Genomic DNA, 13,477 nt, shown 5'->3' with positions numbered 1-13,477 from the left:
GGCTACAAGAGCATAATATTTATAAACTGATCGAAATACTTGTCTAACGTCTGCCAACGTTAGGCTTTTTTCTTTTCTTGGAGTAGCAAACGAAATGTTTCTTTCCCTTTAGGAGTAATAAGTGTTTGTGCATCCGCTTTTCCGTTTTTCTCCCAATCTTTTAATTCAAAGAGATTTGGAACATATTGCATATATGGTTTTAATTTCTTTCTTTGATCTCGATAAACATACTTATTATCAAGAAGCCAATTTATAAAAAAACCTTGTTTTACATGTAGTTCTTTAGCAGTATCTCTAAAGTTAGTTAAAAGATTGCGATCAACAAGAGCATCGAAATATTCTGCTTTTGGTGACATAACAGCTATTTCTTCATTTTGTTTTCTGACAGTTTCAAGAGTAACTTTAAATAAAAGTTTTGTGGATTCATCCGCATGTTTTAGATAAGTATCCACGAATAAATCATCATTTGCTACATAACCACCAGTCTTTCGTATTGTAGGAAGAACATCATGAGTTACCCATCTCTTAAAGACTTTCGCTTCAGTTTTTCGACTTCCAAGTATTAGACTATATAATCCAGATTCATTAACTATAGATTTTTCTGGGTTACCAATACCCTCATTTAAAATGATGGTATTCTTTTCATCCTCATCTAACCTTGAAAGAGCTTGACTGGGATTATTAATTTCTAATACTTCACAAATATCCTTTGCAACAAACCAGACCTCATTATCCTTTATGACTGTACGAATAAGACTTTGTCCATAATTGAAAACCTTTTGCAATTGATCCATTCACTTTCCTCCAATTCATTTTGATAACACTAATGTAAAGGTTCTTGAAGTGAACTTCCACCAAACCTTTCGCAATATCATCTCCTTTTAAGAAACTTTTTCTTTTTCTAAAACAAGTAAATCTTGAATCCTGCATCCGAAAAACTCACATAATGTAGCAATCAACGGTGCATTAAAAGCTTCGTAGCGTTGATGATAGAAGTTAAGTAAGGTTCCATAAAATATCCCTGTTTGCCTGCTTAATTCCTTTACCGAATTGATGTTGTGCTTCGCCATAAGAACTTTTAATTGATGTTTCACCTTCATCGAATCACCTCCCCCGAAGGCAAATATTATAACTTCATATAATAATATTATAACTTCTTACCAATTTTGACAAGCAAAAATTAACACATCCTATCATATCTTCATAATTTGGTAAAATTTAATTGACATAAAATGAAACTTTTTAGTATATTGTTAAGTATATATAATAACAAAGTATAAAAAAGTGAAAGGATGTTATATATCATGAAAGTAAAAAATAGATTAGCTATTTTGATGGCAGAAAGGGAAATTCGCTCTATCGCTGAGCTAGAACGTATGTTAAAAAACGCCGGCCACCCTACTGCACGAAAAACTTTAGATCGATTACACAAGAACGATAATAACCAAATCCATTACGATACAATTGCTGCCATTTGCGAAATTCTTGAATGTGATATTGGTGATCTTTTCGTTCTAGTAGATGAAACCGATTAAACAAAACCATTGCAATAACTTATTACCGTATTACGTAAATCCAAAATAAAAGGAGTGTACACAAATATGCATGTAAGAATTGATTCATCTAAACCGACTACTACTATATCCTGGAACCCTGATACATTAAATTTGGTAGAAGATTACCGTTTTAACAAAAGAAAGAATAACCGCAGCATAGCTGTTGATGAACTTGTCCGTTATGGTCTTAGATATTTAGAACTTGTTGAGAAAAAGAAACAACGTGATCCGGGGAGGATGCAAGGATAATATTCGTGCATCCTCTTTTTTTGTTAAACAAATTTTTCTCTCACTCTTTCTTCAGCTCCACCAGCTACTGCTTTATCTGCACAATTGGTACAAATTAATTTATTAGCCTTTCCTTTAACAAAAGCTAAATGTACTGTATGACTTTCATTGAATGAAGAATTACATAATTCGCATTTTGGTTTATCCTTTCTAACGCTACTGAATGCTTTATAACTCATGAAATTTTTCCATACAAGTGTAACTTCGAACTTCTCTGTATAATGCTTTTCAAAAATAAAACTCACCTTATTCCTCCTCTTCCGCATCCATGTATTTGCCACAGCAGGGACACTTTAATTTAGGTATGACCTTGTAATCAATCTGTATTTGATCACATTCCTTGCAAGAATAAACAATCATTCTCTTAACACTTCCTCCACCGCTAGAACAATGCTATTTGCCATTTTAAGTACCAGCGATAGTTTAGTACTCTGCAATACTAAGAACTCCATATATCCACTTACATTGACTATGCCAGTTATGTGAATGTCTCCTACTATAGGTAAAACTTTTCTAACCCCTGTACCTGGCCTTAATGATCCCTCCCTTATTTAATCCCCATAACAACATAGCCGTCCTGCTGAGCAAAATCTGTAATGTAGATAATTTTCTTCGATACGAACCTACCAGTGAACGCTTGTCTTTCTGGTAAAAATTCTTGTAATAACAATGTATCGTCTACTTGAAAATCACGGTCATTTTTTCTGATTTCAAATGGCTTTGTACCATCTGCAACAGCAGCAAAGTATTCTGGCCATAACTTTAATTTGTGGACCTTATTAGCCAATCAGATCGCCTCCACATCAACATTTTCAATTGGTGGCATTTCACCCAAACGTTCAAATGCTGTTTTCTTCATATTTGCAAGTTGTTCATTAAAATCAAATGCACGCCCAATAATTCGCTTTAACGATTCGCCGACTTTATAAAAAAACTTAACTGAACCCTCTTTTGATGCTGTTGCCATTGTAATTTCTAAAGTCATCGGAATATTTAGCACCCTTGCACCAGACGTCACTTCCGAAATGTTAATCCTATTGCTCAATGGTATAGCGCAAAATCTGTATTCCCCCACTTTAATTTCATGACCAACTGCAGGCTCCCATTTATTATTAATAGCTAAATAAAAACGTTGAGGTTGTTCATTTACTGTAATCTCCATGTTCTCCACCCTTTCTTAATCAACAGAACTATCATTTTGTTTCCCAGTTTACGAATTGTTTTCTCGGTCCAGTTCGGCCCAAGAATCGGACAAATCTCGGGCCATATTTTCGTAATGCAAATTATTCTTCATAATTACTAACAACTTCATTCCCACATCCAGTACACTTAATCGATACTAAAAATTCACCAGAATCATAAACTTGGATTTCATTTGCCTTTTTGAAAAACCCGTCTTCTAATTCTGATAATTGCCCACAATTAGTACACTTGATAATAAAACCCATACAAATATCTCCTTCTTTTATGTCACGCATAAGTTTCGTACTATCCATTATGGTAATTCAATTGAAACTACTATGACTTTTTTCCAAGGAAGACTTTCTACGTATTCTTCAGCCTTCTTTTCGACTATTTTTTCTTCTTCATCAGTTAAGGATTTTCGGCTTGGATATTCGTTATCAAAAATAAACTCTCCACGTTCTCCAATTAACTCTTCTTCATCGGAAGATTTAAAGTAAACTCGTTCATCTCCCTGGTAAACTTCGTCAATTTCCGCCTGTCCCCACTTGCCCATATAGTAACTCCAATCATCACCGCAAAGTTGACCATCAACCATAGGCACAATTGGCAATTCGGGATTCTGGTCAATCAATTTTAGCAATTCCGTAATGTTATTTTGTTGAATTTCGTGTTCTGTTTTCATATTCGTCTCTCCCTTTCCAACGCATAATAGTTATCTACTACGCACTATCTATTTACTTCGTATAATTAAATCGCAATCTTTTTCTAGCTTCTTAACTGCGCAATCTCTATGAGCAACAATAGAAAAATTCCCCTGCTCAAAAACTAAACCTTCACATACTTGATGGCAGTAATAACATTTCATTACTCCAACTCCTTATATAAGTTGTCTACTATCACTTAATCCACTTATGCATAGCAGCCTTATAATTCATCAACCGGATACAGCGCCTGCGCCAGCGAGCGTCCATCTTGGATGGATGGATCGCCTCCAGCTCCTTTGATTTTCTTGTAAAAAATTCAATACGACGTAAATCCTTGATTATTGTCTTACTCACCTCTTTAGTTGACTCCTTTACTCTTTAGTTTCCAATCGTTGAAATATCCTTTTATAAACCTTTTACTCAAATTTTTTCTACTAACAACGTGGTTAACTTCCGATTCATGCTCATAACCTTCTGTTACTGATACGTCATACACATGGTTTTTCGTAAGCACTTTGCAGTAATGGAAAGGTGTATCTCCGAGCTTGATTGTTCTTTCGATGAAATACTTTTCGACTCGCTCACTGATCAGTTCTTCAATCAGTTGCTCCAATGTCGGTGCGAATAGGTGTACCTGGCTGTTATACATTTGTTCACCGCCTATGAAACTTAATTTTTCATAAATACTAGCCAATGCGTTTTGCTTCTGCGATTTCCAAACAACGGTTTTGCATCAATAGCTTTAAGGATTGCTGGTAATCTTATTTGATCCTCATTCCACTTAAAAATAAGTGTTCCATTCGGTTTAAGCACTCGCATGCATTCATTAAATCCAGCTGCAATATCTCTCTGCCAATCTTGGCCAAGTTTTCCGTACTTTTTGGCCAACCAAGAATCTTCGCCAGCCTTTAATAAATGTGGTGGATCGAATACGACGAGATAAAAGGAGTTATCTTCAAATGGCATATTTCTAAAATCTGCAATTATATCTGGCGCTACAATTAACTGTCTTCCATCACATAACGTGTCGCTTAATTGGCGATTATCCATGTACACAACATCTTCATGCTGCTTGTCGAACCAGAACATCCGACTGCCGCAGCATGCATCTAAAATACGTTGCAAGTCTTTCCCTCCTTTCTATGAAACTTAATAATTCTTGTGTTAATAAGTTCTTACTGGCAAAATTATTGTCTTAACAATAGATTCATCATTCATGATTATTGGTCTCATTTGACCATGGAAATATATATTAATCAGCTCGGAGTTTAACTTAAAATGCGCCTCTAGTGCATCCCTCATCATCTCAACTGAAAAGGTAATCTTATCGAAATCAGGTTTAACTAATTCTGTAGTCGGCAATATCGTTTTAAAGCTGTTTTCCGAATCAACCATGACTTCAATAGTCACAGAGTTTTCTAAAAAACTCATTTTTACAGCTTTGTTTATAATATTGCTTTTCATCATTTTTAGAGTATTGTTAATAGACTTAAAAAGTTGGAGCCATAATTTTATTTGTTCTTTATTTAATGTAATTGATTTTTTATGTGAATCACTTCCAATTACATTGTAGAGATCCGGATAAGTTCCTTTTGCAAACATGTAATTTTTAGGGTTTACTAGGTAATCTTCATTAAATCCATGTATCTCCCTAATATGAATTGCTTTGTGTGAATTTGTTGCTAATATATCGCCTTCTTTGGTGTGTAATGCATAGCTAAGAATAGGACGAGAAAGACCATCTCCAACAAATTTTTTAACTACTTCTATCGCTACTCCATATAAATCTTTATGGACAAATTCAAATTCCAGATTTTTATTAATCACTTTAAATCCCCCTTTTTAATGAAACGCAATACAAATTTTGATTACTTGATATTTCTATATTGCTTCACAAGGCTTATTAACTTCTCGCATTGCTCTATGTTAAACATACCTATATGTGCTTTCTCAGGTGGTAAATCCATTACTTGTTGCATCCAACTATAGGCTGCTGAACGACTCATTTTTCTCTTTTTCCATAATGGATCAAATAAAGAATGAGCTCTTTTTCTCATTTCACGGAGATTCCTATTAGCCAAGGTTCCTAATGGTTGTCTGGTGTTTCCATGTGTTCCGACATAAGCATCACATGGACTGCATACGTATAAATTAGTTTTATAATCGTTTGCATAAAATTCTTTGCTGCTCATAAAAATACTCGGAGTGTTACAATATGGACAGATTACTATGATTTGATTACTCATTCATTATTTCCTTACCTTTCAATGATTCTCGCTTTCTCATAAGCTCCTGGAACCATTCCTTATCGTTTGTATCTAATGCTAGATTGATAAGGAAATTGATCTCTTCCTCGCTGTATCCTTCCAAATCTGCTTGGATTAAATCCATTCTATAGGCCAAATCAATTTTAAATTCATAGATGCCTTTTACTTTGTATTTGAAGTAATGAGCTATTTTTACTAAAGGGCCATTAATATCGTGTATAAAATAGGAATGACCGTTAAAATCAGTAACAGAATCGCCTTTTTTCATCCTTCAACAACCCCCATCCCCATTAGAATCGTTATGATAAGGAATACAGCCCAAAAGATTACGGGCCATATCCAATGTTTATCCTCCAATAAGATACATTCTTCCTGTTCTTCGATGTATGTAGCTTCTGGCTGCTTGTATTTGACAGCTTCCATGCAACCACTCCTGTTTCGTTTAATGATCGTATGGCGACATTACTCATACTCGCCATGAGTATCCAATTTACAACGTTTGCAGTATCCTGATTGTTCAATATCGTTACTCCAATAACCTGTACTAATGGTATAAGTCTCCCAATCATGACCTCTGTACTTACAGATAAGTCGTTTAATGAATTTAATCAATTTCTCACCTTCCTTTGTCTCCATAGTTGTCAAAGGAGCAATTAAGCTCCTTTTTTTAATGAATTAGATAGAAGTTGTATTGCGTCGCTGGCATCATCGGCAGTAAACCATTCCATATCTTTTTTCATATGTTTTTTCAGCGTTTTATAAGCTTCATCTTCTGTAATGTTTTTGGCAGTTGAAACATCTTTTAGAAGCTTATTAACGAAATTCAATTGCTTATCAGAAGCCATAGGAGCATTTTTGCTAGGTGATTGATTATTGTTTGAATTAGGAGATTCATTTTTATCGTCAGTGCCGCTATCAGCTTCTGGATCGTCTCCAGTTGGAATCATAAATACTTTCATAAGGGCATACTTTTGAGCACCTGTAATGGCTTTGTAAATTGCTTTGTCTCCAGCATCCTGACCGTCTCCACTCATACGAAATGCAATATGTTCCCCGCTATCTCCATCATAGAAATTAAACTCCATATCAACTGATACAATGTATTCCGTTTTCCCTGCAGCTGTTGTATGTTCTCTGGTAGTATGATTCAGTAAATTAGGTACCATCATGACGTTTTGATCAGCAAGGACTTCACGAACCTTTTCCGCAACATCGGATTCAGTAGCATATTTATATTTATGGAATTTATTAAAACCCTTTTTCTCGATGTATTTAACTTGGCGCATTACTTCGGATAATTTTTTTACTAAAGATTTATTAGTTTCAGACACACTATCCATCTCCTTGTGTTATAATTACCGTGACATATTTTCCAATGGGGCAAATAAGTTGGCGTACTTATTTGCCTTATGTTAGTTTGAACTCGAATTTTTCATCTTTCTCCACAACTTCTACACCAGGAACAAATTCTCCAGTATCTTTGAACACCAATTTACCTTCATGGACAACACATTGTTTCTTCAACTCTGCCCATTCTGTTGACCATTTGTTTTTTGCATATCCTTGACTGATAGCGAACTCCAGTAATGTATCTTCATCCTTTTTAAACTCCGGCTGCTGTTTCTTTAATGAGATTTTTCCATAAGGGAGTTTGATTGATTTCTTCGCTTTCTTACCAGCTTCTTCTTGTTGAGCAACTTCTTCACGTAAATACACTTCTAATGTAGTGGTGTAATACGATTGCTTATCAATAAACTCTTTCTTGGCTTCCTCCCCCCACTCTTTGATTTTTTCGATTTTTGCAAGAAAAGGAGCAACTTGGTTTTCGATGATTGCGTCGATCTCCTGTTTCTTTTCTTCGAAATAAGCGATGCGTCTGCTTGCTTCTGTTGCAGAATCCAAGTTGTTAACGATGAAATTCTTTTGTTCCTCCACTTGCTCCAATACTTCTAATTCTTCTAACACTGTTTCTAAATTTTTCATGCGATTTTACCCTCCCATTTAATTTGGATATTTTCTATAGAATGGATAGATAAGAAATCTTCCATAACTTCATCAATTAGTGTGATTGGGACACCATTATCAAAATCAGTCTGAAACGATTCGTACACTTCATCTGCATCAACGAGGACACCGTCATTTTCATAACGAGCATTGATATAAGAGAATATTTCAGACTGCAACATCCTCACCGCCACTCAGATCGACATCTTCATCAAGAAAATTAACTGGACCATAAAAGAAATGCCCTCTGATTTTTTCGTTAACGCTACCCACTTCGTAAGAATGAGTGGATTTATAATCTTCTTTGTGAACTGGAAGTTCTAAAACTTCACTTAACTCTGCAGCTACTTCCATTGCTTCTGCTTTTGTTGTCTGAGGAGAGTAATCAGCTATTGTGATGTAAAAACCTTTGTCATAAGCTTTAGATACAAACTCCATGAATTTTTGTTTGTTCATATTACTTATCCTCCTTTTGGGATTTTTTCATTTCATCTTCAATCATTTTTTGTCTGATGATCTGATACAATAAAGCGTGAGCTTTCTTTTCTGCCTTCTCAAACATCGGACCTTTAATAATTGTCACTTTCACCTATACTCACTCCTCAAAATAATTTTTCTGATTCATAAAAAAGTATTTCTTCTGCTTGCTCCTTGTTTATGAATCCTTTCTCGATATATTCATTGAACCTTGATTTGATGAATTCAACACAAGCAACAACAACCATTGCGTTTAAATCAGGAATTTGCATTAATTGTTCATAAGCAACTTTATTTCTTTGCTTTAGATACCTTTTATTTGCTTCTGTTCCTGTCTCTGGTGCATATAGATGACAGAATGAACATAAAGTTATTAAATTATCTGTGACTGATTTCCCTCCTAAGTAAAGTGCTAACATATGATGAACTTCTAATTCTTCAGTGCTGCCACATAATACACATTGGTAATTATCTCTTTCCAAAATCTCATATCTGATTTTATTTCCTTTTACTCTTTCAAATAAATGCATGTGAGAAACTGGCAATTTAGGACACCTTCTTTTTATCTAACCATTTAAAGAAATCATCACGGTTAACACGTTTAGTTCTTCTTACACGAATTAACGGAAAATCTTTCTCATCCATGATTTCATATGCTACTCGTTTGCTAACACCTAAAATTTGCGAAATTTCATTAGCTGTCATCATTAACGGAAAATCTTTTTTTTCCATTCAACTACCCCCTCAAAGTTTACTTATAATTCAACTTAATCGATAAAAAAAATATCATCTAGTTTACAATCCAATGATCTAGCCATTCTTACAGCTAAAGTTAGACTTGGAGTTTTTTTCCCCCTTTCAAGTTTATTCAAATAATCGTAGGAAATATTTAACATGGAAGCAAATTCCTTTTGAGTTAATCCTCTTTTTATTCTGATATCTCTAATGTTGTTGACCAATAATTCCACCTCACTTTCTGTTTAGTTTCATTATCACTCAACTTCTATTTCATTATACATTTAAGTTGAATTATTAGTCAACAAGTTTATAGAAAATAATTCGAATTAATTTGAGTGCGGTTTATAAAATGTTGATAAACCATTCAATTTACATAAGTTTTAAGGCATAATATAAATGAGTTATTTTGTATTCAAGGTGGTGTTATTGTGAAGGGTTATGGAGAAAATATTAAAAAATATAGAAAATTAATGAAATTAAACCAAGAACAACTAGGTGAAAAAGTAGATGTCACCAAGTCGTTTATATCTAAACTCGAAAATGAAGCAGCAAAACCAAGTCTTGAAATGTTGGTTAAGATTGCAAACGTTTTAGAAGTAGATATTGGTGATTTAATCGATAACAAAAAAGATGTACCTCAAGAAATAAAAGATGCTGGCGGCGAATGGATGGTTTTAGGTGAACAATTAGAAAAAGAAGGGATTACTCCAGAACAAGTCAAGCAATGGGCTGAAATAGTCAAAAATATGACAAAAATTAGTGAGTAAAATCCCTTGATATATAAGCGTTCATATTGAATTGTCGAAATATGTCATCATATACCTATTTTTTTTCGACAAAATAATCACCTTCACTACCATGAACCATGATATATTAGAATTAACAAAAATAGAAACGTACGTTCTGTTTTGTTCTGATATTGGGGTGAGGAGTAGATTATTGTGAAGATCATCTATGTTGAAGAGTTGCCAGCTGACGTTATTATCAAAGTGAAAGATTGCCTTCTTGTAGGGACAAGCCGAAAAAAGGGAGAGATTTCTCAATGAAAGGTTATGTTCGCAAAAGGGGCGATAAATGGAGTTATACTGTTGATATAGGAAAAGATCCGATTACGGGGAAACGGAAGCAAAAAACAAAGAGTGGTTTCAAGACGAAAAAAGAAGCTGAAACTGCATTGAACGAACTTGTCTATGAAGTGAATAATGGTTCTTGGATTGCACCAAAAGAATTAACATTCAAAGAGTTTTCTCTTGATTGGTATGAAAGCTACAAATATAAATTGAAAGAAACAACATCAGAACAATATTCAATCAAGATTAATAAGTGGATCAATCCTTTTTTTGGGAACAATAAAATCCAGGAAATCAAACCTGTTCATGGACAAGCTTTTGTTAGTAAATTGTTAGATAGTTTACAACCAGATACAGCCCATAAGGTATTATCCGTTGCTAAAATGATTTTTAAACATGCTGTACATTTAGAAATAATTTCTAAAAGTCCTTTAGAAAACATTACGATTAGCAACCCTAAGAATAAGAAAAAAAATACCTGGTCCTTCGAAGAGTTAAATCATTTTTTAAACATTACAAAAAAATACGATGAATTTTATTATGATGTTTTCACAGTTGCTGCCTTTACTGGATTAAGAAAAGGAGAAGTTATGGGGTTAAGACGAATAGACCCAGACTTCTCCAAGAATATTATCAATATACGTCAGAGTATTACAGAAACAAAAAAAGGTGTTCAGATTGGATTACTGAAAACACCTTCTTCATATAGGAAAGTTGCCATAGATTCTTTTGTCTCCTCTATTTTAAAGGAACGGATTAACAAAAACAATGCCTACAGGTTGAAGTTCGGTCCAGAATATCAGGACAACGGATTGATTTTCTGTCATCCGGATGGAAAACCATTTAGACCAACCAGTTTAAATAGACCATTTAGAAAATATATAAATATTGCTGGCGTTCCTAAAATTAGATTTCATGATATGAGACACACTCATGCTACTTTGCTTTTGGAACTTAACACAAATCCTAAAATAGTGGCTGACCGTTTAGGTCATTCTTCTGTAAAAATAACGTTGGATACTTATAGTCATGCTTCTATAGGATTGCAGTCAGATGTTGCAAATGTGTTCTCTAAAAAGGTAAATGAAAAGTAACGTGGTCAAAATGTGGTCGAGCCTAATGATTAATCCCCCAGAATGCTAGTTTTATAGGGATTACTAAGCTTTGACCATAATCATATCAGGATCATGGCGCAGGATTGCTTTTAGTCCAGTCGAATACGTAATGCCTGCTTTTTCATTCACCTGAATCTGCAGAACGTTTTCTTGTGTTTTCTCAATTGGATCTTCTAAGCTAATAACATTTCGATGATACAGATGCGCATTTTCGTTAAGAAGAGAATATAAGGTTGTCGTTTTACCTGAGCCGGTCGGACCAGTGAAAATCACAAGCCCGTGAGCATGCTTTAATAAAGCAATTAATTTTCGTGAAGCGTCTGGAAACAAACTGATTTTAGAAATGGGGATATCATTTTTTTCTTGTAAAATGCGAATAACTAAGCTTTCATGTGGAATAGACGGGAGTGTGGAAAGACGCAGTCCAATATGCTGTCCTTTTATCGTTGTCGAATACGATCCATTTTGAGGTCGCCTTCGTTCGCCAATGTCCATAGATGCCGTGAATTTAAAATGGGAAATTAATTTGTCACAATCTTTTGAGGGAAGGATATGTCTAGTGTGGAGTTTATTAGAGATGCGGAACTGGAGATGAGATTCTTTTTGTTTCGGGATAATATGTATATCTGTCGCTTCATCTTCAACCGCCTCTCTAACAATACGGTTTGCTAATGCTTCAATCGATATCACGATGCATAAAGCACCACCTTTCGTTATTTTATTAATTTATTTCGACATTTTTTTCGTTTATCCTTCTTTCCTCTTTTATTTTTTTATTTATTTTATCTAGTACTAAGGAGGCTGCCTTATCTCCTTACTCACTTTTTTCATAAAGCTCTTCAGCTTCTAATTGTATTCCATTGTTTTGTCAAAAACGAAATATAGCTCCAATTCTCCCCACTAGTAACCATTTAAATTCTGTTTATCTTTTCATACCATTTTTTTAATACATGATAATAAAAAATAGTAATGGGAAAAGCAAAGCTGTAAAAGGCGGCGGATAAGTAACTGTACCATTCTCTGAAATCAAACACTTTAAATTTCACAGATATTGCTTCATAGATAGTGGATATAACAATAATAACGACTATTAATAAAAGAGTATTTCTTCTTTTTTCCTTCCAATAATCATACCAATAAACAAATAAATAACCGATTATTGGATACAAAATCCATTGTAAAAATAGGTCGAAATATTCATATTTAGTTGAATCATTAAAATCATATAAATTCACTAATGTGGAGCCTGAGAGTAGATGATCCACTATCTTGGAAACTGCACTAATAAAAAGACAAAGCAATATGGTAATGATAATTGGAAAACGCTTCGGCAATATTTTCACAATAATTAGTGCGATTAAGGTCGATATCACTATAAACCATTCGTTTTCATCAAACTTTTCTGGCAAGTATAAAAACATCCTCATCACTCACCTTTCTTTTTGAAGATAATGAAACAACCGAAATACACTGTATAAAAGAATAGAAAAAGACAGCCAAAACAAAAGAGTATTCCAGCTTGTCCAATTTGTGTAGGTAATAATTCCAAGTCTTTTATTGGAAAAATCTAAAAATAAAATGGTGCTGATTCCTAAAATCATCACTACTATTTTTTTTGTCCTATTATTTACAAACAAAAACACTTCTAAAAAAAGAAGTAAGGTTATCGGGAATAAGAAAATTTTATTTATTGAAAAGATCATACTTTTATAAAATTGTTGAGAAAGCTCTAGTATATGTAAATTTACGGTTGCAATATTTACCCAATCATGTACTATAATCACGCTAATTAAGTAGCAGCCCGTCCGTTCAATCGGTGTTAAAACTTTAGGTATTATCCAATAAACGATAAAAAGGAGTAAATATATTAATATAAATGTAAATATGTTTATATCCATTCTTCAACCTTTCAGAGGAATTTTATTTATTTTTACTATTTCCTCGAAAAGGTTATTTATGTGAATTTTACGGAAATACACTATTATTTTATTTTTATTAAAGACTCTGTTAATATTGTCATTTATTTTTTCAATGCCCTCCCCACGGAAAGCGAAGTGTATTCCGGCTGCGGAC

At 33.9% G+C, this 13,477-nt stretch carries 30 protein-coding genes; 4 read left to right on the top strand and 26 right to left on the bottom strand.

Annotated features, from left to right (window positions below; all coding sequences use genetic code 11):
* Positions 1-59: 59 nt before the first annotated feature.
* Positions 60-794, bottom strand: coding sequence for a BRO family protein (locus AC5LWL_RS09640; protein ID WP_493434112.1), 735 nt, complete (start codon positions 792-794; stop codon positions 60-62).
* A gap of 87 nt (positions 795-881) precedes the next feature.
* A complete protein-coding gene (locus tag AC5LWL_RS09635; RefSeq protein WP_493434111.1) occupies positions 882-1,100 on the bottom strand; it encodes a helix-turn-helix domain-containing protein in 219 nt (72 codons plus the stop codon).
* A gap of 204 nt (positions 1,101-1,304) precedes the next feature.
* On the opposite strand from AC5LWL_RS09635, the gene AC5LWL_RS09630 reads away from it, so the two are divergent.
* Positions 1,305-1,535, top strand: coding sequence for a helix-turn-helix domain-containing protein (locus tag AC5LWL_RS09630; RefSeq protein ID WP_493434110.1), 231 nt, complete (start codon positions 1,305-1,307; stop codon positions 1,533-1,535).
* 66 nt (positions 1,536-1,601) lie between these two features.
* On the top strand, positions 1,602-1,805 hold the full coding sequence (locus AC5LWL_RS09625; protein ID WP_493434109.1) for a hypothetical protein: 204 nt from the start codon (positions 1,602-1,604) through the stop codon (positions 1,803-1,805).
* A gap of 23 nt (positions 1,806-1,828) precedes the next feature.
* Here AC5LWL_RS09625 and AC5LWL_RS09620 read toward each other — a convergent pair whose 3' ends face one another.
* From AC5LWL_RS09620 to AC5LWL_RS09520, 21 genes are all read right to left on the bottom strand, one after another.
* Positions 1,829-2,089, bottom strand: coding sequence for a hypothetical protein (locus tag AC5LWL_RS09620; RefSeq protein ID WP_493434108.1), 261 nt, complete (start codon positions 2,087-2,089; stop codon positions 1,829-1,831).
* Between the two features lie 111 nt (positions 2,090-2,200).
* A complete protein-coding gene (locus AC5LWL_RS09615) occupies positions 2,201-2,344 on the bottom strand; it encodes a DUF1256 domain-containing protein (RefSeq protein WP_493436582.1) in 144 nt (47 codons plus the stop codon).
* 47 nt (positions 2,345-2,391) lie between these two features.
* Positions 2,392-2,631, bottom strand: coding sequence for an ASCH/PUA domain-containing protein (locus tag AC5LWL_RS09610; RefSeq protein WP_493434107.1), 240 nt, complete (start codon positions 2,629-2,631; stop codon positions 2,392-2,394).
* Positions 2,632-3,006, bottom strand: a complete 375-nt coding sequence (locus AC5LWL_RS09605) for a hypothetical protein (protein ID WP_493434106.1) — start codon at positions 3,004-3,006, stop codon at positions 2,632-2,634.
* Between the two features lie 121 nt (positions 3,007-3,127).
* Positions 3,128-3,292, bottom strand: a complete 165-nt coding sequence (locus tag AC5LWL_RS09600) for a hypothetical protein (RefSeq protein ID WP_493434105.1) — start codon at positions 3,290-3,292, stop codon at positions 3,128-3,130.
* 47 nt (positions 3,293-3,339) lie between these two features.
* On the bottom strand, positions 3,340-3,711 hold the full coding sequence (locus AC5LWL_RS09595) for a hypothetical protein (RefSeq protein ID WP_493434104.1): 372 nt from the start codon (positions 3,709-3,711) through the stop codon (positions 3,340-3,342).
* A 380-nt stretch (positions 3,712-4,091) separates the two neighbouring features.
* Positions 4,092-4,427 carry a hypothetical protein gene (locus tag AC5LWL_RS09590; protein WP_493434103.1) on the bottom strand — a complete coding sequence of 112 codons (336 nt, stop codon included), beginning with the start codon at positions 4,425-4,427 and terminating at the stop codon, positions 4,092-4,094.
* On the bottom strand, positions 4,403-4,822 hold the full coding sequence (locus AC5LWL_RS09585) for an SAM-dependent methyltransferase (RefSeq protein ID WP_493436581.1): 420 nt from the start codon (positions 4,820-4,822) through the stop codon (positions 4,403-4,405). Before AC5LWL_RS09585 ends, AC5LWL_RS09590 begins: the two co-directional genes overlap by 25 nt.
* Positions 4,823-4,897: 75 nt before the next feature.
* Positions 4,898-5,560, bottom strand: coding sequence for a hypothetical protein (locus AC5LWL_RS09580; protein ID WP_493434102.1), 663 nt, complete (start codon positions 5,558-5,560; stop codon positions 4,898-4,900).
* Between the two features lie 41 nt (positions 5,561-5,601).
* Entirely contained in the window at positions 5,602-5,979 is a 378-nt protein-coding gene (locus AC5LWL_RS09575) for a zinc-finger-containing protein (RefSeq protein WP_493434101.1), read from the bottom strand.
* Entirely contained in the window at positions 5,972-6,268 is a 297-nt protein-coding gene (locus tag AC5LWL_RS09570; protein ID WP_493434100.1) for an IDEAL domain-containing protein, read from the bottom strand. The genes AC5LWL_RS09575 and AC5LWL_RS09570 overlap by 8 nt, the downstream gene beginning before the upstream one ends.
* On the bottom strand, positions 6,265-6,423 hold the full coding sequence (locus AC5LWL_RS09565) for a hypothetical protein (protein ID WP_493434099.1): 159 nt from the start codon (positions 6,421-6,423) through the stop codon (positions 6,265-6,267). Before AC5LWL_RS09565 ends, AC5LWL_RS09570 begins: the two co-directional genes overlap by 4 nt.
* A 39-nt stretch (positions 6,424-6,462) precedes the next feature.
* Positions 6,463-6,645, bottom strand: coding sequence for a hypothetical protein (locus AC5LWL_RS09560; protein ID WP_493436698.1), 183 nt, complete (start codon positions 6,643-6,645; stop codon positions 6,463-6,465).
* 8 nt (positions 6,646-6,653) lie between these two features.
* Complete coding sequence (locus AC5LWL_RS09555) at positions 6,654-7,331, bottom strand: ERF family protein (RefSeq protein WP_493434098.1); 678 nt, start codon at positions 7,329-7,331, stop codon at positions 6,654-6,656.
* 76 nt (positions 7,332-7,407) lie between these two features.
* Positions 7,408-7,983, bottom strand: coding sequence for a host-nuclease inhibitor Gam family protein (locus AC5LWL_RS09550; protein ID WP_493434097.1), 576 nt, complete (start codon positions 7,981-7,983; stop codon positions 7,408-7,410).
* Entirely contained in the window at positions 7,980-8,186 is a 207-nt protein-coding gene (locus AC5LWL_RS09545) for a hypothetical protein (RefSeq protein WP_493434096.1), read from the bottom strand. The genes AC5LWL_RS09550 and AC5LWL_RS09545 overlap by 4 nt, the downstream gene beginning before the upstream one ends.
* Complete coding sequence (locus AC5LWL_RS09540) at positions 8,173-8,460, bottom strand: hypothetical protein (protein ID WP_493434095.1); 288 nt, start codon at positions 8,458-8,460, stop codon at positions 8,173-8,175. The genes AC5LWL_RS09545 and AC5LWL_RS09540 overlap by 14 nt, the downstream gene beginning before the upstream one ends.
* A 1-nt stretch (position 8,461) precedes the next feature.
* On the bottom strand, positions 8,462-8,593 hold the full coding sequence (locus tag AC5LWL_RS09535; protein WP_493434094.1) for a hypothetical protein: 132 nt from the start codon (positions 8,591-8,593) through the stop codon (positions 8,462-8,464).
* Between the two features lie 13 nt (positions 8,594-8,606).
* Entirely contained in the window at positions 8,607-9,026 is a 420-nt protein-coding gene (locus tag AC5LWL_RS09530) for an HNH endonuclease (protein WP_493434093.1), read from the bottom strand.
* A 1-nt stretch (position 9,027) separates the two neighbouring features.
* Positions 9,028-9,213: a helix-turn-helix domain-containing protein gene (locus AC5LWL_RS09525; protein ID WP_493434092.1), complete on the bottom strand. Its 186-nt coding sequence runs from the start codon at positions 9,211-9,213 to the stop codon at positions 9,028-9,030.
* Positions 9,214-9,248: 35 nt separating this feature from the next.
* Positions 9,249-9,440 (bottom strand): helix-turn-helix transcriptional regulator, encoded by a 192-nt coding sequence (locus tag AC5LWL_RS09520; protein ID WP_493434091.1) that lies wholly within the window; start codon positions 9,438-9,440, stop codon positions 9,249-9,251.
* Positions 9,441-9,647: 207 nt separating this feature from the next.
* Between AC5LWL_RS09520 and AC5LWL_RS09515 the strand changes: the two genes are divergently transcribed.
* Positions 9,648-9,986 carry a helix-turn-helix domain-containing protein gene (locus tag AC5LWL_RS09515; protein ID WP_493434090.1) on the top strand — a complete coding sequence of 113 codons (339 nt, stop codon included), beginning with the start codon at positions 9,648-9,650 and terminating at the stop codon, positions 9,984-9,986.
* Positions 9,987-10,261: 275 nt separating this feature from the next.
* On the top strand, positions 10,262-11,383 hold the full coding sequence (locus AC5LWL_RS09510; protein ID WP_493434089.1) for a site-specific integrase: 1,122 nt from the start codon (positions 10,262-10,264) through the stop codon (positions 11,381-11,383).
* A gap of 63 nt (positions 11,384-11,446) precedes the next feature.
* On the opposite strand, the gene AC5LWL_RS09505 is transcribed toward AC5LWL_RS09510, so the two are convergent.
* The 3 genes from AC5LWL_RS09505 to AC5LWL_RS09495 form a co-directional block, all read right to left on the bottom strand.
* A complete protein-coding gene (locus tag AC5LWL_RS09505; protein WP_493434088.1) occupies positions 11,447-12,094 on the bottom strand; it encodes an ATPase, T2SS/T4P/T4SS family in 648 nt (215 codons plus the stop codon).
* A gap of 221 nt (positions 12,095-12,315) precedes the next feature.
* A complete protein-coding gene (locus AC5LWL_RS09500) occupies positions 12,316-12,825 on the bottom strand; it encodes a hypothetical protein (RefSeq protein WP_493434087.1) in 510 nt (169 codons plus the stop codon).
* A gap of 9 nt (positions 12,826-12,834) precedes the next feature.
* Positions 12,835-13,302, bottom strand: coding sequence for a hypothetical protein (locus AC5LWL_RS09495; protein ID WP_493434086.1), 468 nt, complete (start codon positions 13,300-13,302; stop codon positions 12,835-12,837).
* Positions 13,303-13,477: the final 175 nt, after the last annotated feature.

It is taken from the genome of Niallia sp. WK069_GA_01 (genome assembly GCF_983173855.1).
This window is presented reverse-complemented; position numbering and strand designations above follow the sequence as displayed.